The sequence below is a fragment of the Escherichia sp. WS33 genome, assembly GCF_046486385.1.
Taxonomy (GTDB): domain Bacteria; phylum Pseudomonadota; class Gammaproteobacteria; order Enterobacterales; family Enterobacteriaceae; genus ECMA0423.
Window position 1 is genome coordinate 257,194 of the sequence record NZ_JBJQLJ010000001.1, and the last position, 25,393, is coordinate 282,586.

A 25,393-nucleotide genomic window follows, 5' to 3' on the forward strand; every position below is an offset into this window, starting at 1 on the left:
TGTCGGATGCGCTTCGCTTATCCGACCTACAGGGGAGGATATTGTAGGCCCGGTAAACGTGGTGCCATCGGGCAAAATTAGCTCGGAGTAACAGGTTTTGATTATTTAAGGAAGTGATGGTGGTGGGGGAAGGATTACTCAACGCTGCGCGCTTCGCCCTTCGGGTCGTTGCCTGCGGCAACGCTCTCTCGCTGGCGCTCGAGTCGAACCTTGGTCGAGGCTTCTCATCCTTCCCCGCATGGGCAGAATATTTAATCGCGGATTCGTTTGAGAGTTCACGGACTTTTGAAAGTGATGGTGGTGGGGGAAGGATTCGAACCTTCGAAGTCGATGACGGCAGATTTACAGTCTGCTCCCTTTGGCCGCTCGGGAACCCCACCAGGGGTAATTCAAATTTTGAGGTAATACTTGAGATGGTGGTGGGGGAAGGATTCGAACCTTCGAAGTCGATGACGGCAGATTTACAGTCTGCTCCCTTTGGCCGCTCGGGAACCCCACCACGGGGTAATGCTTTTTACTGGCCTGCTCCCTTATCGGGAAGCGGGGCGCATCATATCAAATGACGCGCCGCTGTAAAGTGTTACGTTGAGAAAAATGAACTGGTTGCGTAATTTTCATCCGTAACGGATTAAAGGTAACCAGTTATTTTTGCTGGCGATTAAAGAATAATCGTCCGATTACCGTAAACAAAGACGCGCTGTGCCAGTACTTTGTATAGCGCACGACTTAAGACGTTTTTCTCGACGTCACGACCTGCGCGCATCATATCTTCAGCTGTGTAGGTATGATCGACATGAATAACGTCCTGCATGATGATTGGGCCTTCGTCCAGATTGTCATTCACATAGTGAGCGGTTGCGCCAATAATCTTCACACCACGTTCATAGGCCTGGTGATAAGGACGTGCGCCGATAAACGCAGGCAGGAATGAATGGTGAATATTGATGATTTTATTCGGGAAGCGTGCCACAAATTCCGGCGTTAATACCCGCATATACTTCGCCAGCACCACATAGTCAGGTTGATAAGCATCAATGGCGTCCGCCATCTTTTGATCGTGCTCGTTGCGGCTTAACCCTTCATGGCTTACCAGCTCAAACGGAATATCAAAACGCTCAACCAGAGAACGTAAAGTATCGTGGTTACCAATAACTGCCGCGATTTCGACATCCAGGCCGCCGTAATTGGCTTTCATCAACAAATCGCCAAGGCAATGCGCTTCTTTAGTGACCAGAATCACTATCCGGCGACGACCGGCAGGATTCAGCTCACGCACGGAGCCTTCTGGCAATGCGCTATCGAGATCCGCCAGCAGGGTGGAATCATTAAAAATCCCTTCCAGTTCCGTGCGCATAAAAAAGCGCCCGGTACGGTGATCAACAAATTCATTGTTCTGTACGATATTTAACTCGTGCTTGTAGCAAATATTGGTAATACGTGCGATCAGACCTTTTTGGTCCGGACAAATAGTACGCAGAACTTTACGTTGGAGTGAATGCATTGCTGGAAAAACCTTGTTGAGAGTGTTTGCTAAACCGTACCGTCAACCATTATTGGCCGCAGCACTTTTTAAATTTTTTACCTGAACCACAAGGGCAGGGATCGTTGCGACCAAACTGCGGACGTGTACCGTCAATATAGTACCATTGACCGTTTTCTTTCAAAAATCGCGAACGTTCAATTATTGCACCTGTTTTACCACCTTCGGTAAATCGAGCAACAAAACTGACAAATCCGATATTGTCGGCGTCCTGCCAACAATGTTCAAATACGGTCAATCCCAACCATTCAGTATGCGCAAATCCGGCCATCAATTCGGCACGTAACGCCGCTGCTCCACAAGAGGGATGCCAGGTCTTTATTAAATAATCTGCGTCTTGCATCACAAAAGCGCAGTAACGCGAACGCATGAGATGTTCTGGATCAGGTGCAACCTTTTCACCAGACACATAAGGGTGGCAACATAGGCTATACTCGACAGCACTACCACAGGGACAAAGCTGAGACACAAATAATCTCCCTGGAAACAATAACGGCGTATTAACCGCCTGAGTAGCACTATGTTAACCGAGCAGTAGCGATGTGGCTACGATTGCATTCCAGGGGAATCTTGCGGGAATAATGAGAAAGATAAAAATAGGGCTGGCGCTGGGATCTGGCGCGGCGAGAGGTTGGTCGCATATTGGCGTTATTAATGCGCTAAAAAAAGTGGGTATTGAAATTGATATCGTTGCAGGATGTTCAATTGGTTCGCTGGTGGGCGCTGCCTATGCATGCGATCGATTATCTGCGCTGGAAGATTGGGTGACCTCTTTCAGTTATTGGGATGTTTTACGCCTGATGGATCTCTCCTGGCAGCGCGGTGGGTTACTGCGCGGCGAGCGTGTCTTCAATCAATACCGCGAAATAATGCCGGAAACAGAGATCGAAAATTGTTCCCGTCGCTTTGCGGCTGTTGCCACCAATTTAAGTACGGGACGTGAATTATGGTTTACTGAAGGCGATCTCCATCTTGCTATTCGCGCATCATGCAGTATTCCAGGACTCATGGCACCTGTTGCACATAACGGCTACTGGCTGGTTGATGGAGCAGTCGTTAACCCAATTCCTATTTCCCTCACGCGTGCATTGGGGGCTGATATTGTGATAGCGGTTGACCTGCAGCACGATGCTCATTTGATGCAACAAGATTTGCTCTCCTTTAATGTCAGTGAAGAAAATAGCGAGAATGGTGATTCTCTGCCGTGGCATGCGCGTCTGAAAGAAAGGTTAGGCAGCATAACGACACGTCGGGCGGTGACAGCGCCAACGGCAACAGAGATTATGACCACTTCTATCCAGGTGCTGGAGAACCGCCTTAAAAGGAACCGCATGGCAGGTGATCCGCCCGATATTCTGATTCAACCTGTTTGCCCGCAAATATCTACGCTTGATTTCCATCGCGCGCACGCTGCCATTGCGGCCGGACAGCTGGCAGTGGAAAAGAAAATGGACGAACTTTTGCCGTTGGTACGCACCAACATTTGACCAGAATTTTTATCTACACTTAAGTTAATTCTGACAGGCGCAGGTGGCAATAGCATGCCACTATTGAGTAAAGCCAGTCAGGGGAGAGAACATGACGCAGCCATTGGTCGGAAAACAGATTCTCATTGTTGAAGATGAGCCGGTATTTCGCTCGCTTCTGGATTCGTGGTTTTCCTCATTGGGAGCGACAACGGTACTGGCGGCTGATGGGGTGGATGCCCTTGAGTTGCTGGGAGGTTTCACTCCAGACCTGATGATATGTGATATCGCGATGCCACGAATGAACGGGCTTAAACTGCTGGAACATATACGCAACAGAGGTGACCAGACACCGGTTCTGGTGATATCTGCCACCGAAAATATGGCAGATATTGCCAAAGCGTTACGTCTGGGCGTTGAAGATGTTTTGCTGAAACCAGTTAAAGATCTGAATCGCTTGCGCGAGATGGTTTTTGCCTGTCTCTATCCCAGCATGTTTAATTCGCGCGTTGAGGAAGAGGAAAGGCTTTTTCGCGACTGGGATGCAATGGTTGATAACCCTGCCGCAGCGGCGAAATTATTACAGGAACTACAACCGCCGGTTCAGCAGGTGATTTCCCATTGCCGGGTTAATTATCGTCAATTGGTTGCCGCGGACAAACCCGGCCTGGTGCTTGATATTGCCGCACTTTCGGAAAACGATCTGGCATTTTATTGCCTTGATGTCACCCGAGCTGGACATAATGGCGTACTTGCTGCCTTGTTATTACGCGCATTGTTTAACGGATTATTACAGGAACAGCTTGCACACCAAAATCAACGGTTGCCAGAGTTGGGCGCGTTATTGAAGCAGGTAAACCATTTACTTCGTCAGGCCAATCTGCCGGGGCAGTTTCCGCTATTAGTTGGCTATTATCATCGCGAACTGAAAAATCTCATTCTGGTTTCTGCGGGTCTGAATGCGACGTTAAATACCGGCGAACACCAGGTGCAAATCAGTAATGGTGTTCCGTTAGGCACTTTAGGTAACGCTTATTTGAATCAATTGAGCCAGCGATGCGATGCCTGGCAATGCCAAATATGGGGAACCGGTGGTCGACTGCGCTTGATGTTGTCTGCAGAATGAGCAAACGATAACGCGGGCTAAATTTGCATTACCTGCTAATGTCGGCTGGTGGTACTATCGTCGCCATTCGTATAAGTAATTGTCTTAATTATGCTAACTCGCCTCCTTTTCAGAACTTAGCCCCTTCGGGGTGCTGATATACTGGGATGCGATACAGAAATATGAACACGTTCAAAACACGAACAGTCCAGGAGAATTTAAATGGCTGCCATTAATACGAAAGTCAAAAAAGCCGTTATCCCCGTTGCGGGATTAGGAACCAGGATGTTGCCGGCGACGAAAGCCATCCCGAAAGAGATGCTGCCACTTGTCGATAAGCCATTAATTCAATACGTCGTGAATGAATGTATTGCGGCTGGCATTACTGAAATTGTGCTGGTTACACACTCATCTAAAAACTCTATTGAAAACCACTTTGATACCAGTTTTGAACTGGAAGCAATGCTGGAAAAACGTGTAAAACGTCAACTGCTTGATGAAGTGCAGTCTATTTGTCCGCCGCACGTAACTATTATGCAAGTTCGTCAGGGTCTGGCGAAAGGCCTGGGACACGCGGTATTGTGTGCTCACCCGGTAGTGGGTGATGAACCGGTAGCTGTTATTTTGCCTGATGTTATTCTGGATGAATATGAATCCGATTTGTCACAGGATAACCTGGCAGAGATGATCCGCCGCTTTGATGAAACGGGTCATAGCCAGATCATGGTTGAACCGGTTGCTGATGTGACCGCATATGGCGTTGTGGATTGCAAAGGCGTTGAATTAGCGCCGGGTGAAAGCGTACCGATGGTTGGTGTGGTAGAAAAACCGAAAGCGGATGTTGCGCCGTCTAATCTCGCTATTGTGGGTCGTTACGTACTTAGCGCGGATATTTGGCCGTTGCTGGCAAAAACCCCTCCGGGAGCTGGTGATGAAATTCAGCTCACCGACGCAATTGATATGCTGATCGAAAAAGAAACGGTGGAAGCCTATCATATGAAAGGGAAGAGCCATGACTGCGGTAATAAATTAGGTTACATGCAGGCCTTCGTTGAATACGGTATTCGTCATAACACCCTTGGCACGGAATTTAAAGCCTGGCTTGAAGAAGAGATGGGCATTAAGAAGTAACATCCGTATCGGTGTTATCCACGAAACGGCGTTGAGCAATCGACGCCGTTTTTTTATAGCTTATTCTTATTAAATTGTCTTAAACCGGACAATAAAAAATCCCGCCGCTGGCGGGATTTTAAGCAAGTGCAATCTACAAAAGATTATTGCTTGATCAGGAAATCGTCGAGGGATTTACCTTGCTCATCCATTGCTTTTTTGATTACAGCTGGAGTACGGCCTTGGCCAGTCCAGGTTTTAGTTTCGCCGTTTTCGTCAACGTAGCTATATTTTGCCGGACGCTGAGCACGTTTAGCTTTGGTGCCAGATTTAACGGCAGCAAGGCTATTCAGCAGTTCGTTCGGGTCAATACCGTCAGCGATCAGCATTTCGCGATATTGCTGCAGTTTACGAGTGCGCTCTTCAACTTCAGCAGCAGCCGCGCTTTCTTCTTCGCGACGTTCGTTAACAACAACTTCTAATTTTTCCAGCATTTCTTCCAGCGTTTCAAGTGTACATTCTCTTGCCTGCGCACGAAGAGTACGGATGTTGTTCAGAATTTTAAGTGCTTCGCTCATTGTAGTAATCTCAAACTTATATTGGGGTGGTTTGTTGAGGTAATAATAGAGCCTTAAATTCAGTTGTGCAATAGCCAGGAATGTAAGGAATTCAAAATTGTTCTTTATTTTGTGCCGCCAATAAATATCTTTTCATAAAATTAGCCAGAAAAGACGCGGCATATAGCCCTATTTACACCGATGATTTCGCAGCACGTGAGGTTAAAACTTCCTGATTCATGTCACATTTTATGGGGAGATTATCGTAGGCTGACGACCTTTCAGTCTTCTGTATTAGTTGTGTTTACGAGAATTCCCTATTAAGCGAATGATGAAAAGTAGAACAGTCGCAATAAGAGCATGGACTTAGTATTGCACTATCTCCTGGAGGTCAACAGAGGGCTATTACTTGCGCAACAGGTTAAAGATTGTGAATAGTTACCAGCAGTCATTTACCCGCTTATAACAAGCGAGGCAGTTGTAATGATAGCTCAGAAGGATTATGCAAGGCTTCGTAAGGGAGAACGCATATACCCACTTCTGTGCATACTGTTGAGCTGAAAAACTGACGAATTATGATAAACTCCAGCCAACTTTATTTCATATCATTGAGGGCCTGTGGCTGATGGCACAGCTATATTTCTACTATTCCGCAATGAATGCGGGTAAGTCTACAGCATTGTTGCAATCTTCATACAATTACCAGGAACGCGGCATGCGCACTGTCGTATATACGGCAGAAATTGATGATCGCTTTGGTGCCGGGAAAGTCAGTTCGCGTATAGGTTTGTCATCGCCTGCAAAATTATTTAACCAAAATTCATCATTATTTGATGAGATTCGTGCGGAACATGAACAGCAGGCAATTCATTGCGTACTGGTTGATGAATGCCAGTTTTTAACCAGACAACAAGTATATGAATTATCGGAGGTTGTCGATCAACTCGATATACCCGTACTTTGTTATGGTTTACGTACCGATTTTCGAGGTGAATTATTTATTGGCAGCCAATACTTACTGGCATGGTCCGACAAACTGGTTGAATTAAAAACCATCTGTTTTTGTGGCCGTAAAGCAAGCATGGTGCTGCGTCTTGATCAAGCAGGCAGACCTTATAACGAAGGTGAGCAGGTGGTAATTGGTGGTAATGAACGATACGTTTCTGTATGCCGTAAACACTATAAAGAGGCGTTACAAGTCGGCTCATTAACGGCTATTCAGGAAAGGCATCGCCACGATTAATAAGAATTTCTTTACTGACAGGGTGAGCAGGGCACTTTTATCCTGTCAGTTCGTTTTACGCACTTCTTCCGGGCTATATACCCTTCTCGGCAGTTTTTTAACGCCGCTATACGCCTCACAGGGCTCTTAAGCACCGACGTTGACTTGTGACCTGTAAAGTACAATATCCCTGTGTTTAGGCGTTATACATCGTCGCAAATATGATGAAGGCTAATGCTGTCGGTTTATGGAAAAGTTGCTTTGGGTAAACAAAAAATACGGCCCCAGAAGGGGCCGTTTATATTGCCAGACAGCGCTACTGATTAAGCGGATTTTTTCGCTTTTTTCTCAGCTTTAGCCGGAGCGGCTTCTTTTTTCGCTGCAGTTTCACCTTCTACATAATCACGACCGTAGTAGGTATCCAGCAGGATCTGTTTCAGCTCGGAGATCAGCGGGTAACGCGGGTTAGCGCCGGTGCACTGGTCATCGAACGCATCTTCAGACAGTTTATCCACGTTCGCCAGGAAGTCTGCTTCCTGAACGCCAGCTTCACGGATAGATTTCGGAATACCCAGTTCAGCTTTCAGCGTTTCCAGCCATGCCAGCAGTTTCTCGATCTTAGCAGCAGTACGGTCGCCCGGTGCGCTCAGACCCAGGTGGTCGGCAATTTCAGCATAACGACGGCGAGCCTGCGGACGGTCATACTGGCTGAATGCAGTCTGCTTGGTCGGGTTGTCGTTCGCATTGTAGCGAATAACGTTACAAATCAGCAGGGCGTTTGCCAGACCGTGCGGAATATGGAACTGGGAACCCAGTTTGTGCGCCATTGAGTGACATACACCCAGGAAGGCGTTCGCAAACGCGATACCCGCGATAGTCGCTGCACTGTGAACACGTTCACGCGCTACCGGATTTTTAGACCCTTCGTGGTAGGACGCTGGCAGATATTCTTTCAGCAGTTTCAGTGCCTGCAGAGCCTGACCATCAGAGAACTCAGATGCCAGTACAGAAACATAAGCTTCCATGGCGTGAGTTACTGCGTCCAGACCACCGAAAGCACACAGGGACTTCGGCATGTCCATAACCAGGTTGGCGTCGACAATCGCCATATCCGGAGTCAGCGCATAGTCTGCCAGCGGATATTTCTGACCAGTAGCGTCGTCAGTTACAACCGCAAACGGAGTGACTTCAGAACCTGTACCAGAAGTGGTGGTGACAGCGATCATTTTCGCTTTCACGCCCATTTTCGGGAACTTGTAGATACGTTTACGGATATCCATAAAGCGCAGCGCCAGCTCTTCGAAGTGAGTTTCCGGATGTTCGTACATAACCCACATGATCTTCGCGGCGTCCATCGGGGAACCACCACCCAGCGCGATAATCACGTCTGGTTTGAAGGAGTTTGCCAGTTCTGCACCTTTACGAACGATGCTCAGGGTCGGGTCCGCTTCTACTTCGAAGAAGACTTCAGTTTCAACGCCTGCTGCTTTCAGTACGGAAGTGATCTGATCAGCATAACCATTGTTGAACAGGAAGCGGTCAGTCACGATGAGCGCACGTTTGTGGCCATCAGTAATCACTTCATCCAGCGCGATTGGCAGGGAGCCACGGCGGAAGTAGATAGATTTCGGAAGTTTGTGCCACAACATGTTTTCAGCTCGCTTAGCAACGGTTTTCTTGTTGATCAGGTGTTTCGGACCAACGTTTTCAGAGATGGAGTTACCACCCCAAGAACCACAACCCAGAGTCAGGGAAGGTGCGAGTTTGAAGTTATACAGGTCACCGATACCACCCTGAGACGCTGGGGTGTTAATCAGGATACGAGCCGTTTTCATTTTCTGACCGAAGTAAGAAACGCGAGCCGGTTGGTTATCCTGGTCAGTGTACAGGCAAGAGGTATGACCGATACCGCCCATAGCAACCAGTTTCTCTGCTTTTTCTACCGCGTCTTCGAAATCTTTAGCGCGGTACATTGCCAGAGTCGGGGACAGTTTTTCATGTGCGAACGGTTCGCTTTCATCAACAACGGTCACTTCACCGATCAGAATCTTGGTGTTTTCTGGTACAGAGAAGCCTGCCAGTTCAGCAATTTTATAGGCTGGCTGACCAACGATAGCCGCGTTCAGCGCACCGTTTTTCAGGATAACATCCTGAACAGCTTTCAGCTCTTTACCCTGCAACAGATAGCCGCCGTGGGTTGCAAAACGTTCACGTACAGCGTCATAAACAGAGTCAACAACAACAACAGACTGTTCAGAAGCACAGATTACGCCGTTGTCGAAGGTTTTGGACATCAGTACAGATGCAACTGCACGTTTGATATCAGCAGTTTCATCGATAACAACTGGAGTGTTGCCCGCGCCTACACCGATAGCTGGTTTACCGGAGCTGTATGCGGCTTTAACCATGCCCGGACCACCAGTCGCGAGGATCAGGTTGATGTCTGGGTGGTGCATCAGTGCGTTAGACAGTTCAACAGAAGGTTGATCGATCCAGCCGATCAGATCTTTCGGAGCACCGGCAGCGATAGCAGCCTGCAGAACGATATCAGCCGCTTTGTTGGTGGCATCTTTTGCACGCGGGTGCGGGGAGAAGATAATGGCGTTACGGGTCTTCAGACTGATCAGCGATTTGAAGATAGCAGTTGAAGTCGGGTTAGTGGTCGGAACGATACCGCAAATAATACCGATTGGTTCAGCGATAGTGATGGTACCAAAAGTGTCGTCTTCAGACAGAACACCACAGGTTTTTTCATCTTTATAGGCGTTGTAGATATATTCAGAAGCAAAGTGGTTTTTGATCACTTTATCTTCGACGATACCCATGCCGGATTCGGCAACGGCCATTTTCGCGAGTGGGATTCGAGCATCTGCAGCAGCCAGAGCGGCGGCGCGGAAGATTTTGTCTACTTGCTCTTGAGTGAAACTGGCATATTCACGCTGGGCTTTTTTTACACGCTCTACGAGTGCGTTAAGTTCAGCGACATTAGTAACAGCCATAATGCTCTCCTGATAATGTTAAACTTTTTTAGTAAATCATCTGCTCGAATACGAGAGTATAGTCAGTGCGGTGATGATTTGCTTAACCTATGAAAATCAAAAGCTTACTCGCGCTCACACTCACTGTGATTTACTAAAAGAGTTTAAACATTAGAGTTATTATCTCTAATGCGTCACTTCCAGGTGGCGTAAGCAAGATTACTCACTTCTGGGTACTGATTACGTGATCCAAATCAAATTTTTGCAAAGCTGACACCTTTCAGCATCGCTTTTCGCCATTATAGCTAACAGTTAATAAATTGTAGTATGATTTGGTGGCTACATTAGCATGTTTTGCACAACTAGATAACAATAACGAATGATAGCAATTTTAAGTAGTTAGGAGGTGAAAAATGCTGTCAAAAGGCGTATTGTCAGCGCGTCTTTTCAACCTTATTTATGGCTAACATTATCCGGCTTTTGCTTCGGAGCTAACCGTGATTCAGACCTTTTTTGATTTTCCCGTTTACTTCAAATTTTTCATCGGGTTATTTGCGCTGGTCAACCCGGTAGGGATTCTTCCCGTCTTTATCAGCATGACCAGTTATCAGACAGCGGCAGCGCGAAACAAAACTAACCTTACAGCCAACCTGTCTGTGGCCATTATCTTGTGGATCTCGCTTTTTCTCGGCGACACGATTCTGCAACTTTTTGGTATATCAATTGATTCGTTCCGTATCGCCGGGGGCATCCTGGTGGTGACGATAGCGATGTCGATGATCAGCGGCAAGCTTGGCGAGGATAAACAGAACAAGCAAGAAAAATCAGAAACCGCGGTACGTGAAAGCATTGGTGTGGTGCCATTGGCGTTGCCGTTGATGGCGGGGCCAGGGGCGATCAGTTCTACCATCGTCTGGGGTACGCGTTATCACAGCATTAGCTATCTGTTTGGTTTCTTTGTGGCTATTGCATTGTTCGCTTTATGTTGCTGGGGATTGTTCCGCATGGCACCGTGGCTGGTACGGGTTTTACGCCAGACCGGCATCAACGTGATTACGCGTATTATGGGGCTATTGCTGATGGCATTGGGGATTGAATTTATCGTTACTGGTATTAAGGGGATTTTCCCCGGCCTGCTTAATTAATTCCTTTCAAATGAAACGGAGCTGCCATGCTCCGTTTACTTCGTCATTATTTTTACTTTGTTCCCGCGCAGTTATCAAAAGCAAAAGGAATAGGTAAAAATATTCTTCTCAAATTACAGTTAGTTATAAGGATTTCCTTAACTGCTTCTCCTCACCATCATGTTATTTTCGCCACATCATAATCCTGGGCTTGCTGAAGAATAATTGAAATGATATTAGTAATTCCACTGCCTTTGGTAGAGGAAAGTGCTAAATAATAATCAATTGTTAAATTATTGTGCATTTCACTACTGGAACTGTAATCAGAAAAGATAGACATGCTTAGCCAATCTCTATTTGATTGAATTGAAAGATGTTTGTTAAAGCATGGATGCAAGCTATAGATTCTGATACGGTCAATAAAAGAGAATTGCTTAACAATTTTGCAAAATGTATTGGCGAGTAAGAACCGCATTTGGTACTTTCCGGGCAACCGCCAGACGATTCTTTATTGGTAATGAGAATAATTAACAATTAAAGAGCGTCGCGAAAGAATAATGTGTCTCGACAGGGGAGACACAGTACGAATCGACATAAGGTGATCGTCTGAATCACCAGAATAAATAAAGTCGGTGATAGTAATACGTAACGATAAAGTAACCTGACAGCAGAAAGTCTCCGAGCCTGTGCAGGGTCCCAATCCGGGATTACACATGCTGGTTAATACCAGTAATTATAATGAGGGAGTCCAAAAAACAATGACCAACATCACCAAGAGAAGTTTAGTAGCAGCTGGCGTTCTGGCTGCGCTAATGGCAGGGAATGTCGCGCTGGCAGCTGATGTACCCGCAGGCGTCACACTGGCGGAAAAACAAACACTGGTACGTAACAATGGTTCAGAAGTTCAGTCATTAGATCCGCACAAAATTGAAGGTGTTCCGGAGTCTAATATCAGCCGAGACCTGTTTGAAGGCTTACTGGTCAGCGATCTTGACGGTCATCCAGCACCTGGCGTCGCTGAATCCTGGGATAATAAAGACGCGAAAGTCTGGACCTTCCATTTGCGTAAAGATGCGAAATGGTCTGATGGCACGCCAGTCACAGCACAAGACTTTGTGTATAGCTGGCAACGTTCTGTTGATCCGAACACTGCTTCTCCGTATGCCAGTTATCTGCAATATGGGCATATCGCCGGTATTGATGAAATTCTTGAAGGGAAAAAACCGATTACCGATCTCGGCGTGAAAGCTATTGATGATCACACATTAGAAGTCACCTTAAGTGAACCCGTTCCGTACTTCTATAAATTACTTGTTCACCCATCAACTTCACCGGTGCCAAAAGCCGCTATCGAGAAATTCGGCGAAAAATGGACCCAGCCTGGTAATATCGTCACCAACGGTGCCTATACCTTAAAAGATTGGGTCGTAAACGAACGAATCGTTCTTGAACGCAGCCCGACCTACTGGAACAACGCGAAAACCGTTATTAACCAGGTAACCTATTTGCCTATTGCTTCTGAAGTTACCGATGTCAACCGCTACCGTAGTGGTGAAATCGACATGACTTATAACAACATGCCGATCGAATTGTTCCAGAAGCTGAAAAAAGAGATCCCGGACGAAGTTCACGTTGATCCATACCTGTGCACTTACTATTACGAAATTAACAACCAGAAACCGCCATTCAACGATGTGCGTGTGCGTACCGCACTGAAACTAGGTATGGACCGCGATATCATTGTTAATAAAGTGAAAGCGCAGGGCGACATGCCCGCCTATGGTTACACTCCACCGTATACTGATGGCGCAAAATTGACTCAGCCGGAATGGTTTGGCTGGAGCCAGGAAAAACGTAACGAAGAAGCGAAAAAACTGCTGGCTGAAGCGGGTTATACCGCAGACAAACCGTTGACCATCAACCTGTTGTATAACACCTCCGATCTGCATAAAAAGCTGGCGATTGCTGCCTCTTCATTGTGGAAGAAAAACATTGGTGTAAACGTCAAACTGGTTAACCAGGAGTGGAAAACGTTCCTCGACACCCGTCACCAGGGTACTTTTGATGTGGCCCGTGCAGGCTGGTGTGCTGACTACAACGAACCAACTTCCTTCCTGAACACCATGCTTTCGAACAGCTCGATGAATACCGCGCATTATAAGAGCCCGGCCTTTGACAGCATTATGGCGGAAACGCTGAAAGTGACTGACGAGGCGCAGCGCACAGCTCTGTACACTAAAGCAGAACAACAGCTGGATAAGGATTCGGCCATTGTTCCTGTTTATTACTACGTGAATGCGCGTCTGGTGAAACCGTGGGTTGGTGGCTATACCGGCAAAGATCCGCTGGATAATACCTATACCCGGAATATGTACATTGTGAAGCACTAATGGCAATACGTGGGGCAGGAGTGTCCTGCTCCACGGTGTCTGATTTTTATCGCATTACAGAAGGCACAGGCCAGAAGGTAGGGCAATGTTAAAATTTATTCTACGTCGCTGTCTGGAAGCGATTCCGACGCTATTTATTCTTATTACTATTTCGTTCTTTATGATGCGCCTCGCGCCGGGAAGCCCTTTTACCGGCGAACGTACTTTACCGCCAGAAGTGATGGCCAATATCGAAGCGAAATATCATCTTAATGATCCGATCATGACACAGTATTTCAGCTACCTGAAACAACTGGCGCACGGTGATTTCGGTCCATCGTTTAAATATAAAGATTATTCGGTCAATGACTTGGTTGCATCCAGTTTTCCCGTTTCTGCCAAACTGGGAGCCGCAGCATTTTTCCTTGCGGTAATACTGGGTGTTAGTGCTGGCGTTATTGCCGCATTAAAACAAAACACCAAATGGGACTATACCGTGATGGGGCTGGCAATGACCGGGGTTGTTATCCCCAGTTTTGTGGTTGCACCATTATTAGTCATGATATTTGCGATCATTTTGCATTGGCTGCCGGGCGGTGGCTGGAATGGTGGGGCGCTTAAATTCATGATATTGCCGATGGTGGCGTTGTCACTCGCTTATATCGCCAGTATTGCGCGTATTACCCGTGGCTCTATGATTGAAGTATTACACTCCAATTTTATTCGTACTGCCCGGGCGAAAGGGTTACCTATGCGGCGGATCATTTTACGTCACGCATTAAAACCTGCTCTGTTACCCGTGCTCTCTTATATGGGCCCCGCATTTGTCGGCATTATTACCGGTTCTATGGTTATCGAAACCATTTATGGTTTGCCGGGGATTGGACAACTGTTCGTTAATGGCGCATTGAACCGTGACTATTCCTTAGTGTTAAGCCTGACCATCCTGGTTGGTGCTTTAACCATTTTGTTTAATGCCATTGTCGATGTGCTATATGCGGTTATCGACCCGAAAATCCGTTACTGATACTGGAGCTCGCGATGATGTTAAGTAAGAAAAACAGCGAGACGCTGGAAAATTTCAGTGAAAAGCTGGAGGTCGAAGGGCGCAGCTTGTGGCAGGACGCACGTCGACGTTTTATGCATAACCGTGCGGCGGTTGCCAGTCTGATAGTGCTGGTGCTGATCGCGTTATTTGTAATCCTGGCACCGATGCTTTCCCAGTTTGCCTATGACGATACTGACTGGGCGATGATGTCCAGCGCCCCGGATATGGAGTCCGGTCACTACTTTGGTACTGACTCATCCGGTCGCGACCTGCTTGTGCGCGTTGCGATTGGCGGGCGTATCTCACTCATGGTCGGTGTTGCTGCGGCACTGGTGGCTGTGGTCGTCGGGACACTTTATGGTTCGCTTTCCGGTTATCTGGGCGGTAAAGTGGATTCGGTAATGATGCGTCTGCTGGAAATCCTCAACTCCTTCCCATTCATGTTCTTCGTCATTTTGCTGGTGACCTTTTTCGGTCAAAACATCCTGCTGATTTTCGTGGCGATAGGCATGGTTTCCTGGCTGGATATGGCTCGTATTGTGCGTGGGCAAACCCTGAGTCTGAAGCGCAAAGAGTTTATTGAGGCGGCACAAGTTGGCGGTGTATCGACATCGGGCATTGTTATTCGCCACATTGTGCCGAATGTACTCGGTGTGGTGGTGGTCTACGCATCACTTCTGGTGCCCAGCATGATCCTCTTTGAATCTTTCCTTAGCTTCCTGGGGTTGGGTACGCAAGAGCCGTTAAGCAGCTGGGGTGCATTGCTGAGTGATGGCGCGAACTCGATGGAAGTCTCTCCATGGTTATTGTTGTTCCCAGCGGGATTCCTCGTGGTGACGCTGTTTTGTTTCAACTTTATCGGCGATGGCTTGCGTGATGCCCTCGACCCGAAAGATCGTTAAGGAGTGCAGCCATGAGCGTAATTGAAACTGCAACTGTGCCGCTCGCACAACAACAGGCTGACGCACTGCTGAACGTGAAAGATTTGCGTGTCACCTTTAGTACCCCGGACGGCGACGTCACGGCGGTCAATGATTTGAATTTTTCCCTACGTGCCGGAGAAACGCTGGGTATTGTAGGTGAGTCTGGTTCGGGTAAATCGCAAACTGCATTTGCGTTGATGGGCCTGTTGGCTGCCAACGGACGTATTGGCGGATCGGCAACCTTCAATGGGCGTGAAATCCTCAATTTGCCAGAGCATGAACTCAATAAACTGCGCGCTGAACAAATCTCAATGATTTTTCAGGACCCAATGACTTCGTTGAATCCCTATATGCGCGTCGGTGAGCAGTTAATGGAAGTGCTGATGCTGCATAAGAACATGAGCAAAGCTGAGGCGTTTGAAGAGTCGGTGCGGATGCTCGATGCGGTAAAAATGCCGGAAGCGCGTAAACGCATGAAAATGTACCCGCACGAATTTTCTGGCGGCATGCGTCAGCGAGTCATGATTGCGATGGCATTGCTATGTCGACCTAAGCTACTGATTGCGGATGAACCCACTACTGCGCTGGACGTCACCGTACAGGCGCAGATCATGACGCTATTAAATGAACTGAAGCGGGAATTTAATACCGCCATCATTATGATCACCCACGATCTTGGCGTGGTGGCGGGGATCTGTGACAAAGTGCTGGTAATGTACGCCGGGCGCACGATGGAATATGGCAATGCGCGCGATGTCTTTTATCAACCCGTTCATCCTTATTCTATCGGTTTGCTCAACGCGGTGCCGCGTCTTGATGCGGAAGGTGAAACAATGTTGACCATCCCGGGTAATCCGCCAAACTTGCTGCGATTACCGAAAGGTTGCCCGTTCCAGCCACGTTGTCCACATGCGATGGAAATTTGTAGTAGCGCACCGCCGCTGGAAGAGTTTACGCCTGGCCGTCTGCGTGCTTGCTTTAAACCGGTGGAGGAACTGTTATGAATGCTGTAACTGAAGGAAGAAAAGTCCTCCTTGAAATCGCCGATCTTAAAGTGCACTTTGAAATCAAAGATGGCAAACAGTGGTTCTGGCAACCGCCGAAAACGCTCAAAGCCGTCGATGGTGTCACTCTTCGCCTGTATGAAGGGGAAACATTAGGTGTGGTAGGGGAATCGGGATGCGGTAAGTCCACCTTTGCTCGCGCCATCATCGGTTTGGTCAAGGCGACCGACGGTCATGTTGCCTGGTTAGGTAAAGAGTTGCTGGGCATGAAGCCCGATGAATGGCGTGCCGTTCGCAGTGATATTCAGATGATTTTCCAGGATCCGTTGGCATCGCTAAACCCGCGTATGACCATCGGCGAGATCATCGCTGAACCACTGCGTACTTATCATCCGAAAATGTCACGCCAGGAAGTTCGCGAGCGCGTGAAGGCGATGATGCTGAAAGTCGGGTTATTGCCTAACCTGATTAACCGCTATCCGCATGAGTTCTCCGGTGGGCAGTGCCAGCGTATCGGGATTGCTCGTGCTCTTATTCTTGAACCGAAGCTGATTATCTGCGATGAGCCGGTTTCGGCGCTGGACGTGTCAATTCAGGCGCAGGTGGTCAACCTGCTCCAGCAGCTGCAACGTGAGATGGGATTGTCATTAATTTTTATCGCTCATGACCTGGCCGTGGTAAAACACATTTCCGATCGTGTGTTGGTGATGTATCTCGGCCATGCGGTAGAACTGGGGACCTATGATGAGGTCTACCACAATCCACTACATCCTTACACCAGGGCATTGATGTCGGCAGTCCCCATACCTGATCCGGATCTGGAGAAGAACAAAACCATCCAGTTACTGGAAGGGGAATTGCCGTCGCCGATCAACCCGCCTTCCGGTTGTGTTTTCCGTACCCGTTGCCCGATTGCCGGTCCGGAGTGCGCCAAAACACGTCCTGTTCTGGAGGGGAGTTTCAGACACGCCGTTTCTTGCCTGAAAGTCGATCCGCTTTAAACACAATAAGGGCTGACAGTTGTCAGCCCTTTTTCACGCTAAAAGCGATTATTTATTCCCGCCAGATGATATGGCAAAGTTTGTGATCTTTTTCGCGGCATAACAGAATGCGGGCGAAAACATCGTTGATTTCACCATCTTCACTGTCCGCCAGACCAATCACCACTTCGGCAAAAAAGTCTGGGTTCAAATCGAAATCAACATGTTCCTGCCAGTCTTCCGCCGGATCGAATAACTCCGCGCCGCCGCGCTCTTCAAACTGAAGATTGAACAGCAGAACATCAGCTGGATCGAGATTGTCGGCAGCCAGTTCGAGAAAAATATCGTAGGCCTGCTCAAGCGTTTCATCTTCAGTCAGGCGATTGTTTAGATCCATATCCATAGTCACTACCTGTTTAACCTCTGTTGGCGACGTTTTACAGCAACGGACTGAAGAAGTAAAACAGTCGCTCGGCGACACGTTGCCATAATGGACGTTTTAGCCATAAACGGGCATCGAGCAGACGTGAACGCGAAATATAATCGTCCTGAACGGCGGCAAGGTCTGCACCAAAACCTTTATCGTCGATTGCCAGGGTAATCTCGAAATTCAGCCACAGACTACGCATATCAAGGTTAACGGTGCCAACCAGACTTAGTTCGCCATCGACCAGCACGCTCTTGGTATGCAGTAACCCGCCTTCAAACTGATAAATTTTAACCCCAGCAGCAAGAAGTTCCGTAAAGAATGCGCGACTGGCCCAGCCGACCAGCATCGAGTCATTTTTTCGCGGAAGGATAATACTGACATCCACCCCGCGCTGCGCCGCCGTGCAAATCGCATGAAGTAAATCATCGCTTGGCACAAAGTAGGGCGTGGTCATGATCAAATATTCACGCGCCGAATAAGCCGCAGTCAATAATGCCTGGTGAATGAGATCTTCCGGAAAGCCGGGGCCAGAAGCAATTGTGTGAATGGTGTGACCGCTGGCCTGTTCAAACGGCATAATATTGACATCTGGTGGTGGCGGCAGAATACGTTTTCCGGTTTCAATCTCCCAGTCGCAGGAATAAATAATCCCCATCGCGGTGGCGATGGGGCCTTCCATACGCGCCATCAGATCAATCCATTGCCCTACGCCCGCATCTTGTTTGAAGTAGCGAGGATCGACCATATTCATGCTGCCGGTGTACGCGATGTAATTATCGATCATGATCATCTTGCGATGTTGGCGCAGGTCCATACGGCGTAAAAACACACGCATCAGATTGACCTTTAAGGCTTCGACCACTTCAATACCGGCATTACGCATTAGCTCGGGCCACGGGCTGCGGAAAAAAGCCACACTCCCGGCGGAGTCGAGCATCAATCGGCAATGAATACCACGCCGTGCAGCCGCCATTAATGATTCAGCCACCTGGTCCGCCATGCCGCCGGGCTGCCAGATATAAAACACCATCTCAATATTATGGCGCGCGAGCTGGATGTCGCGGATTAACGCCTGCATCACATCATCTGACTCGGTCATCAGTTGTAGCTGATTCCCTTTGACCCCAGCGATCCCCTGACGACGCTCGCAAAGCTTGAATAATGGCGCAGCGACACTGCTATTTTCTTCGGCGAAGATATGCTTACAGGCTTTAAGGTCGTTAAGCCATTTTGCGGTGGAAGGCCACATCGCTCTGGCGCGCTCAGCGCGGCGTTTGCCTAAATGGAGCTCGCCAACGGCAAGATAGGCAATAATTCCGACTAACGGCAGAATGTAAATAATCAACAGCCAGGCCATCGCGGAGGGAACTGCGCGTCGTTTCATTAGAATGCGTAAAGTTACGCCTGCAATGAGCAACCAGTATCCCAGAATGGCCAACCAACTCACCAACGTATAAACGGTTGTCATAGATTAGAAATCCTTTTGAAAGCGCATTGTTATGAGTTTACGCATATGGATTCATCTGGCAAATAAAAACGCGGGAAAAGCACTGGTCAGCGTCGGGGGTGGGGGTATAATGACCATTCTGTTATTGCATAGAGTAGTTAACATGAAGCGGAGTAGAACGGAAGTGGGGCGCTGGCGCATGCAGCGTCAGGCTAGCCGACGTAAATCGCGTTGGCTTGAGGGGCAATCGCGCCGAAATATGCGTATCCACAGCATCAGGAAGTGCATTCTAAACAAACAGCGTAACTCGTTATTGTTTGCGATCTACAATATCTAAATATACTGGGCACCATTGCGGTGCCCAATAAGTTTACTCTTTCGTCTTTAAACTCTATTTTTGCACTGATTCTTTACTGTCAGCTTTCGTTTCTTGTTCATCGTTATCGCTGAAAATGCCATGACCGGAGTTCAACAACATTGAAACGAGCATATCATTATTAATCTCTTCACCATTTAAAACTCGCGCCAGAATTTCGCTGCCAAACAGTTGCGGTGAGAGAATGATATCCGGATGTACCATCTTAATCTTATTCAGGTTTTTGCTATCACTGACGGCGAGAACTGTTTTGACATCACTGCTCATATCTTTTGCCGAGAGTACAACAAACGCGTTATCTGCATCGTTATCACTCAGCGCCAGAATGGCCCGGCAACGATCGATTCCCGCTTTCTTTAATACTGAACTGTCATTACTGTCACCGGGGATAACATCAGCGTTATCGCCTAAGCGTTGCTCAAGTTGCTTGATATCATCTTCAGGCAAGTTGCTGATAACCGTTACGTTTTGTCCGCGTTGATTCAGTTGCAGGATCGTATTGATGGCGAGAATCGAATGTCCGCAAACAATAAAATGATCTTTACGATGCATTGTATGATTGTTTCCTTTTACAAGTTTGTTGAATCCCCCGCGGATAAGCGGACCAAAAATTGAGGTCATAGATGTGGCAAAAACGGTAATGCCGGAAATAATGACCGAAATAGTGAACAATCGTGCTGATTCAGAAACAGGGACAATATCGCCATAGCCGACGGTTGACATGGTTTCTATCGAAAAATAGAACGCGGTCATCAAACTTTCTATTCGCGGATTAAAACCTTCGCTTAAATAAAGCGCACCGTAGGTTGAGTAAAACAGTAATGTCGTGAAACTAATAAATGCAAAAATTGTCCCGGCTGCGGCGCTACTGTGGGAGAAGTCTTTGCGCAGTATCAGCAAAAACACCAGCGTAAAAATGCAAAATCCAATACTAAATTTCAGCCAGGGATAAAAATGCAGGGTGTAAATTAGCGCTATCAACAACAAAATGATACTGATTGCCCATGCGAGCTTTGCCCGGAACAGTAAGCCAATGGAGTTCAGGACAAGAAAGACGCCGAGCATAAATAGTGGGGCGTTTGCCAGCAAGGAGAGATCCAACTCTGAAAATGCTTTGATATGGAAAATATCAAGCAAATTGACCGACATACCATAGATTGTTTTAAAAATAAGCAATCCATTTAAAAAGACGGCCAGCGCGAGAATGTCGTGCCGTAGGGTCACCCATAAATTTGTTGCTGTTTGTTTGAATGTAGCCCAGTGACTCACTGATACCTCTGTAACCACAATTTTGTTTAATTATCTTAGCGTGCACATTTTCTGAACATACATGCAGCGCGTGAATGTGTTAAACAATAGTAGATGACTTTATCGGCAGTAATCAAAGGTTTTGAGCGAGCAACTCTGCGTCAGGAAAGGGCATTTTCCTGAATATGTTCACATCATATAAAGAAATACAGATAAAGTTATTATCTGCTTGTGGTAGTGAATGCACTGACCGGCTATAAGGAAAGGCCAAACAAGAACACGGTTGCAAAAACCGTGCCCTTAAATATTGAATCTCTATTCAGAACACTTTCTTAAATGGTTTCACTGAAACGTGTTCATAGACACCTGCCGCTACGTACGGGTCAGCATCGGCCCAGGCCTGAGCTGCTTCCAGCGATTCAAATTCAGCAATAACGGTTGAGCCAGTAAATCCCGCAGCCCCTGGATCGTTACTGTCTACCGCTGGCATTGGACCAGCTGTCAACAAACGACCTTCATCATGCAGTAACTGTAAACGTGCTAAATGTGCCGGACGAACGGAAAGGCGTTTTTCGAGGCTATCAGCTTTGTCTTGAGCGTAAATAACATACAACACGGGCACAACTCCTTGTTCGGGAAAGTTGTAAAGTACGTTATTTGAAAGGGCGAAGATCTGCAACGGAAAGATGATGTCTTTGTTAAGACCATGCATAAAGTAAGGTCAATTACGCCAAAAATGACATTTTCACTGATCCTGATCGTCTTGCCTTATTGAATATGATTGCTATTTGCATTTAAAATCGAGACCTGGTTTTTCTACTGAAATGATTATGACTTCAATGACCCTTGATTTACCTCGCCGCTTCCCCTGGCCGACGTTACTTTCGGTCTGCATTCATGGTGCTGTTGTGGCGGGTCTGCTCTATACCTCGGTACATCAGGTTATTGAACTACCTGCGCCTGCGCAGCCAATTTCTGTCACGATGGTTGCGCCTGCTGATCTCGAACCGCCACAAGCCGTTCAGCCGCCACCGGAGCCGGTGGTAGAGCCAGAACCGGAACCTGAGCCGATCCCCGAACCACCAAAAGAAGCACCGGCGGTCATTGAAAAGCCGAAGCCGAAACCTAAGCCAAAACCGAAGCCGGTGAAAAAGGTACAGGAGCAGCCAAAACGCGATGTCAAACCCGTAGAGTCGCGTCCGGCATCACCGTTTGAAAATACGGCACCCGCACGCCTGACATCAAGTACGGCAACGGCTGCAACCAGCAAGCCGGTTACCAGTGTGGCTTCAGGACCACGCGCATTAAGCCGTAATCAGCCGCAGTATCCGGCACGAGCACAGGCATTGCGCATTGAAGGGCAGGTTAAAGTTAAATTTGACGTCACGCCGGATGGTCGCGTGGATAACGTACAAATCCTCTCAGCCAAGCCTGCGAACATGTTTGAGCGTGAGGTGAAAAATGCGATGCGCAGATGGCGTTATGAGCCGGGTAAGCCAGGCAGTGGGATTGTGGTGAATATCCTGTTTAAAATTAACGGCACCACCGAAATTCAGTAAGCAGAAAGTCAAAAGCCTCCGACCGGAGGCTTTTGACTATTACTCAACAGGTAAGGCGCGAGGTTTTCCTTCAGGATCAACCGCGACATACTTAAATAATGCTTCTGTCGCTTTATAGCGTTGCCCGATTGGTTCAGACGCTACTTTTTTCACCCACACTTCAATATTAATGCTGACCGATGTCGTCCCTTTCTGGACACAGCGTGCATAGCAGCACACCACATCGCCGACCGCAACCGGCCGTAAGAAAGTCATTCCTTCAACCCGCACAGTCACTACGCGACCGTGGGCAATTTCTTTTGCCAGAATAGCGCCGCCAATATCCATTTGTGACATTAACCAACCACCAAAGATGTCACCATTGGCATTGGTATCGGCGGGCATGGCTAAAGTACGTAAAACAAGATCGCCCTGAGGGACGTTATGTGTTGTAGACATGGTAAAACCGACTTAAAAGGAAAATCACAGGCGCGATGCTACTATGATTTTCCTGAGGAGAACAGAGGAGATACAGCGCCAGCCCCGAAGGACTGGCAGTCTGGTTAGGATTTATCTTCCTGCGGCATGTGGCGGTAGATATAGATACCGCTTAACAATGTGAAGATTAAGGTAAGGGCGGTCAGGCCAAAGACTTTAAAGTTGACCCAAATATTTTGCGGCAGCCAGAATGCGATGTAGATGTTTGCCAGACCGCAAAGGATAAAGAAAACAGCCCAGGCCAGATTCAGCTTCGACCATACCGGTTGCGGCAGCGTGAGTTCTTTACCCAGCATCCGCTGAATTAGCGGCTTTTTCATCACCCATTGGCTGACTAACAGGGCTCCCGCAAATAGAGCATAAATGACTGTAACCTTCCATTTAATAAACTCATCATTGTGGAAGAACAGCGTCAAGCCACCGAAGACGACCACCAGAACAAAAGTGATCAGGGCCATCTTCTCAACCTTACGAAAGCGAACCCAGCTATAGATAAGCACAATCGCCGTGGCGACGATCAGCGCCGCAGTAGCCGCATAGATGTCATAAATCTTGTAAAACGCGAAAAAGACAACCAGCGGTAAAAAATCAAGAAACTGCTTCATTTTACGATTCCGTAATCAAATGCTTAAGGTTATTGGCGAATCAACATATACAGGCGGAACAGATAGATGAGCAATATGGCAGAAATCAGGTTGCTCAAGGTGTTCGCCAGTACGGCACCAATTTCCGGGGTTAATGCGGCAAAAGAAGAGGCAAAAAGCAGCAACAGTGTTTTTGCCAGCAACCAGCTCAGTACTGCGGGTGCCACCAGACGCATATTCGCCCAAGTCAGCCGCATACTGCTACGCATCGAGGCAAAAACGCCCATTTTGTCCTGTACCAACATCACCGGTGCCAGGGCCAGTAATATGGCCATGATAATTCCCGGAACGACCACCAGCATGATGCCAATCTGTACTAAAAGGGTAGTCAGAAAAATCAGAATAAATAACTTTGGCAATATCGGCGCACTGGCACCAATAGCTCGCAGCGCACTGACTCTCTGACCCGCAGACACCAGCTGGATAATTAATATTACGCCTCCGGCGAGAATGGCGTTACCGATTAATCCTGAAAAAGTGGACGCCGCTGAAGCCTGCAGCAAAATTTGTTGCTGTTCCGGTGACATATTCTGAACCAGGTCGAACAACCCACTACTGCCGCTAACGGGCACGCCGTCATTGAGCTGCGCAAGCTGTGCATCACTGGGTGAGAAAACATGCCCTAACACCACTGTGATAAACGCACATAGCAACGATACCAACAGAATGGTCATAAATTGATTACGGAAGAAATTTCCGGTGTCACGGTATACGGACTGCGCCGTGATAGACATGCACTCTCCTTGAGTTTTATGCAGGTGTTAATTAGCGGGCAATTGTACCCTGGTTAAGCCTCGGGTGGCAGCATCAGGTCTTGTATGGAAAAGCATATCTTTGTAAAGCGGAGGTAATTGCTGGCCTTCAGGCGTGGGCAAACCGCGGCAAGTGGCGAACGAGTTAATATTTGCGTAGCGAAAATATTTAAAAATTGATTTAAATCACGTTAACCAGGATTCTCAATGCAACTTCTAAATTAATCCAGATCAATAAATGGTGAATTATCATATGTAATGTGATCTATGTAGGATCATTTGTTACTCCAATGTAGGTATATTCGTCACGTTTTTATAACCATAACGACGGAGCGGATATGAAAAAGTTAACAGTGGCGGCTTTGGCAGTAACAACTCTTCTCTCTGGCAGTGCCTTTGCGCATGAAGCAGGCGAATTTTTTATGCGTGCAGGTTCTGCAACCGTACGTCCAACAGAAGGTGCTGGTGGTACGTTAGGAAGTCTGGGTGGATTCAGCGTGACCAATAACACTCAACTGGGCCTGACGTTTACTTATATGGCGACCGACAACATTGGTGTGGAATTACTGGCAGCGACGCCGTTCCGCCATAAAATCGGCACCCGGGCGACCGGCGATATTGCAACCGTTCATCATCTGCCGCCAACACTGATGGCGCAGTGGTATTTTGGTGATGCCAGCAGCAAATTCCGTCCTTACGTTGGGGCCGGTATTAACTACACCACCTTCTTTGATAATGGATTTAACGATCATGGCAAAGAGGCAGGGCTTTCCGATCTCAGTCTGAAAGATTCCTGGGGAGCTGCCGGGCAGGTGGGGGTTGATTATCTGATTAACCGTGACTGGTTGGTTAACATGTCAGTCTGGTACATGGATATCGATACCACCGCCAATTATAAGCTAGGCGGTGCACAGCAACACGATAGCGTACGCCTCGATCCGTGGGTGTTTATGTTCTCAGCAGGATATCGTTTTTAATTCCACAAAAAAACGACCCCGTAATATACGGGGTCAATAAGGACATGGCATAAAGTG

26 protein-coding genes, 2 tRNA genes, 1 other RNA gene and 1 pseudogene are annotated in these 25,393 nt (G+C 47.6%); 14 read left to right on the forward strand and 16 right to left on the reverse strand.

Annotation, left to right across the window (positions count from 1 at the left end):
• Window positions 1-117: 117 nt before the first annotated feature.
• From ACJHXA_RS01315 to ACJHXA_RS01335, 5 genes are all read right to left on the reverse strand, one after another.
• Window positions 118-249, reverse strand: a non-coding RNA gene (locus tag ACJHXA_RS01315) — RtT sRNA.
• Window positions 250-295: 46 nt separating this feature from the next.
• Window positions 296-380, reverse strand: a tRNA-Tyr gene (locus ACJHXA_RS01320).
• A gap of 34 nt (window positions 381-414) precedes the next feature.
• A tRNA-Tyr gene (locus ACJHXA_RS01325) sits at window positions 415-499 on the reverse strand.
• A gap of 159 nt (window positions 500-658) precedes the next feature.
• Window positions 659-1,501 (reverse strand): formyltetrahydrofolate deformylase, encoded by an 843-nt coding sequence (gene purU, locus ACJHXA_RS01330; RefSeq protein WP_000555849.1) that lies wholly within the window; start codon window positions 1,499-1,501, stop codon window positions 659-661.
• 49 nt (window positions 1,502-1,550) lie between these two features.
• Entirely contained in the window at window positions 1,551-2,009 is a 459-nt protein-coding gene (locus ACJHXA_RS01335; RefSeq protein ID WP_001307143.1) for a YchJ family protein, read from the reverse strand.
• 112 nt (window positions 2,010-2,121) lie between these two features.
• Between ACJHXA_RS01335 and rssA the strand changes: the two genes are divergently transcribed.
• The 3 genes from rssA to galU all read left to right on the forward strand — a co-directional run bounded on the left by rssA (window position 2,122) and on the right by galU (window position 5,242).
• Window positions 2,122-3,027 (forward strand): patatin-like phospholipase RssA, encoded by a 906-nt coding sequence (gene rssA, locus ACJHXA_RS01340; RefSeq protein WP_001226476.1) that lies wholly within the window; start codon window positions 2,122-2,124, stop codon window positions 3,025-3,027.
• 91 nt (window positions 3,028-3,118) lie between these two features.
• Window positions 3,119-4,132, forward strand: a complete 1,014-nt coding sequence (gene rssB, locus ACJHXA_RS01345) for a two-component system response regulator RssB (protein WP_000193437.1) — start codon at window positions 3,119-3,121, stop codon at window positions 4,130-4,132.
• A 201-nt stretch (window positions 4,133-4,333) separates the two neighbouring features.
• Window positions 4,334-5,242 carry a UTP--glucose-1-phosphate uridylyltransferase GalU gene (galU, locus tag ACJHXA_RS01350; RefSeq protein ID WP_000718995.1) on the forward strand — a complete coding sequence of 303 codons (909 nt, stop codon included), beginning with the start codon at window positions 4,334-4,336 and terminating at the stop codon, window positions 5,240-5,242.
• Between the two features lie 143 nt (window positions 5,243-5,385).
• Here galU and hns read toward each other — a convergent pair whose 3' ends face one another.
• Window positions 5,386-5,799 carry a histone-like nucleoid-structuring protein H-NS gene (gene hns / locus ACJHXA_RS01355; protein ID WP_001287378.1) on the reverse strand — a complete coding sequence of 138 codons (414 nt, stop codon included), beginning with the start codon at window positions 5,797-5,799 and terminating at the stop codon, window positions 5,386-5,388.
• Window positions 5,800-6,403: 604 nt separating this feature from the next.
• On the opposite strand from hns, the gene tdk reads away from it, so the two are divergent.
• On the forward strand, window positions 6,404-7,021 hold the full coding sequence (tdk, locus tag ACJHXA_RS01360; protein ID WP_000068079.1) for a thymidine kinase: 618 nt from the start codon (window positions 6,404-6,406) through the stop codon (window positions 7,019-7,021).
• A gap of 302 nt (window positions 7,022-7,323) precedes the next feature.
• On the opposite strand, the gene adhE is transcribed toward tdk, so the two are convergent.
• A complete protein-coding gene (gene adhE, locus ACJHXA_RS01365; RefSeq protein WP_000301651.1) occupies window positions 7,324-9,999 on the reverse strand; it encodes a bifunctional acetaldehyde-CoA/alcohol dehydrogenase in 2,676 nt (891 codons plus the stop codon).
• A gap of 392 nt (window positions 10,000-10,391) precedes the next feature.
• Here adhE and ychE (ACJHXA_RS01370) point away from each other — a divergent pair, with 392 nt between their 5' ends.
• Window positions 10,392-10,445, forward strand: coding sequence for a protein YchT (gene ychE, locus ACJHXA_RS01370; protein ID WP_211180492.1), 54 nt, complete (start codon window positions 10,392-10,394; stop codon window positions 10,443-10,445).
• Window positions 10,446-10,475: 30 nt separating this feature from the next.
• Window positions 10,476-11,123 (forward strand): NAAT family transporter YchE, encoded by a 648-nt coding sequence (gene ychE, locus ACJHXA_RS01375; RefSeq protein WP_000616560.1) that lies wholly within the window; start codon window positions 10,476-10,478, stop codon window positions 11,121-11,123.
• Window positions 11,124-11,280: 157 nt separating this feature from the next.
• Here the strand turns inward: ychE (ACJHXA_RS01375) and ACJHXA_RS01380 are convergent, their stop codons facing one another.
• Window positions 11,281-11,577, reverse strand: a complete 297-nt coding sequence (locus tag ACJHXA_RS01380) for a hypothetical protein (protein WP_001211509.1) — start codon at window positions 11,575-11,577, stop codon at window positions 11,281-11,283.
• 283 nt (window positions 11,578-11,860) lie between these two features.
• Between ACJHXA_RS01380 and oppA the strand changes: the two genes are divergently transcribed.
• The 5 genes from oppA (at window position 11,861) to oppF (ending at window position 17,447) form a co-directional block, all read left to right on the forward strand.
• Entirely contained in the window at window positions 11,861-13,492 is a 1,632-nt protein-coding gene (oppA, locus tag ACJHXA_RS01385; RefSeq protein ID WP_001297114.1) for an oligopeptide ABC transporter substrate-binding protein OppA, read from the forward strand.
• Between the two features lie 85 nt (window positions 13,493-13,577).
• On the forward strand, window positions 13,578-14,498 hold the full coding sequence (gene oppB / locus ACJHXA_RS01390) for an oligopeptide ABC transporter permease OppB (RefSeq protein ID WP_000911112.1): 921 nt from the start codon (window positions 13,578-13,580) through the stop codon (window positions 14,496-14,498).
• 14 nt (window positions 14,499-14,512) lie between these two features.
• A complete protein-coding gene (oppC, locus tag ACJHXA_RS01395; protein ID WP_000979661.1) occupies window positions 14,513-15,421 on the forward strand; it encodes an oligopeptide ABC transporter permease OppC in 909 nt (302 codons plus the stop codon).
• Window positions 15,422-15,432: 11 nt separating this feature from the next.
• Window positions 15,433-16,446 (forward strand): murein tripeptide/oligopeptide ABC transporter ATP-binding protein OppD, encoded by a 1,014-nt coding sequence (oppD, locus tag ACJHXA_RS01400; protein ID WP_000110945.1) that lies wholly within the window; start codon window positions 15,433-15,435, stop codon window positions 16,444-16,446.
• The gene (oppF, locus tag ACJHXA_RS01405) at window positions 16,443-17,447 is read left to right on the forward strand and encodes a murein tripeptide/oligopeptide ABC transporter ATP-binding protein OppF (RefSeq protein ID WP_000994905.1); all 1,005 of its coding nucleotides are present in this window, start codon (window positions 16,443-16,445) and stop codon (window positions 17,445-17,447) included. The genes oppD and oppF overlap by 4 nt, the downstream gene beginning before the upstream one ends.
• A gap of 52 nt (window positions 17,448-17,499) precedes the next feature.
• On the opposite strand, the gene ACJHXA_RS01410 is transcribed toward oppF, so the two are convergent.
• Complete coding sequence (locus tag ACJHXA_RS01410) at window positions 17,500-17,829, reverse strand: HI1450 family dsDNA-mimic protein (RefSeq protein WP_000366959.1); 330 nt, start codon at window positions 17,827-17,829, stop codon at window positions 17,500-17,502.
• A gap of 34 nt (window positions 17,830-17,863) precedes the next feature.
• Window positions 17,864-19,324: a cardiolipin synthase gene (gene cls, locus ACJHXA_RS01415; RefSeq protein ID WP_000214516.1), complete on the reverse strand. Its 1,461-nt coding sequence runs from the start codon at window positions 19,322-19,324 to the stop codon at window positions 17,864-17,866.
• 142 nt (window positions 19,325-19,466) lie between these two features.
• Here cls and ACJHXA_RS01420 point away from each other — a divergent pair, with 142 nt between their 5' ends.
• Window positions 19,467-19,640 (forward strand): YciY family protein, encoded by a 174-nt coding sequence (locus tag ACJHXA_RS01420; RefSeq protein WP_001309467.1) that lies wholly within the window; start codon window positions 19,467-19,469, stop codon window positions 19,638-19,640.
• Between the two features lie 54 nt (window positions 19,641-19,694).
• On the opposite strand, the gene kch is transcribed toward ACJHXA_RS01420, so the two are convergent.
• Window positions 19,695-20,948 (reverse strand): voltage-gated potassium channel protein, encoded by a 1,254-nt coding sequence (gene kch / locus ACJHXA_RS01425; RefSeq protein WP_001299682.1) that lies wholly within the window; start codon window positions 20,946-20,948, stop codon window positions 19,695-19,697.
• Between the two features lie 298 nt (window positions 20,949-21,246).
• Complete coding sequence (locus tag ACJHXA_RS01430; RefSeq protein WP_000967595.1) at window positions 21,247-21,543, reverse strand: YciI family protein; 297 nt, start codon at window positions 21,541-21,543, stop codon at window positions 21,247-21,249.
• Between the two features lie 223 nt (window positions 21,544-21,766).
• Between ACJHXA_RS01430 and tonB the strand changes: the two genes are divergently transcribed.
• Window positions 21,767-22,486 (forward strand): TonB system transport protein TonB, encoded by a 720-nt coding sequence (gene tonB / locus ACJHXA_RS01435; protein ID WP_000171273.1) that lies wholly within the window; start codon window positions 21,767-21,769, stop codon window positions 22,484-22,486.
• Window positions 22,487-22,525: 39 nt separating this feature from the next.
• On the opposite strand, the gene yciA is transcribed toward tonB, so the two are convergent.
• The 4 genes and pseudogenes from yciA to ACJHXA_RS01455 all read right to left on the reverse strand — a co-directional run.
• Window positions 22,526-22,924 (reverse strand): acyl-CoA thioester hydrolase YciA, encoded by a 399-nt coding sequence (gene yciA, locus ACJHXA_RS01440; RefSeq protein WP_000108160.1) that lies wholly within the window; start codon window positions 22,922-22,924, stop codon window positions 22,526-22,528.
• A gap of 104 nt (window positions 22,925-23,028) precedes the next feature.
• Window positions 23,029-23,568, reverse strand: coding sequence for a septation protein A (locus tag ACJHXA_RS01445; protein ID WP_000808667.1), 540 nt, complete (start codon window positions 23,566-23,568; stop codon window positions 23,029-23,031).
• 29 nt (window positions 23,569-23,597) lie between these two features.
• The gene (locus ACJHXA_RS01450; protein ID WP_000028545.1) at window positions 23,598-24,341 is read right to left on the reverse strand and encodes a YciC family protein; all 744 of its coding nucleotides are present in this window, start codon (window positions 24,339-24,341) and stop codon (window positions 23,598-23,600) included.
• 27 nt (window positions 24,342-24,368) lie between these two features.
• Window positions 24,369-24,458 (reverse strand): annotated as a pseudogene (locus ACJHXA_RS01455) (YkgJ family cysteine cluster protein); the annotation flags it as partial.
• Window positions 24,459-24,697: 239 nt separating this feature from the next.
• Here ACJHXA_RS01455 and ompW point away from each other — a divergent pair.
• Window positions 24,698-25,336 carry an outer membrane protein OmpW gene (ompW, locus tag ACJHXA_RS01460; protein ID WP_000737226.1) on the forward strand — a complete coding sequence of 213 codons (639 nt, stop codon included), beginning with the start codon at window positions 24,698-24,700 and terminating at the stop codon, window positions 25,334-25,336.
• Window positions 25,337-25,393 lie beyond the last annotated feature (57 nt).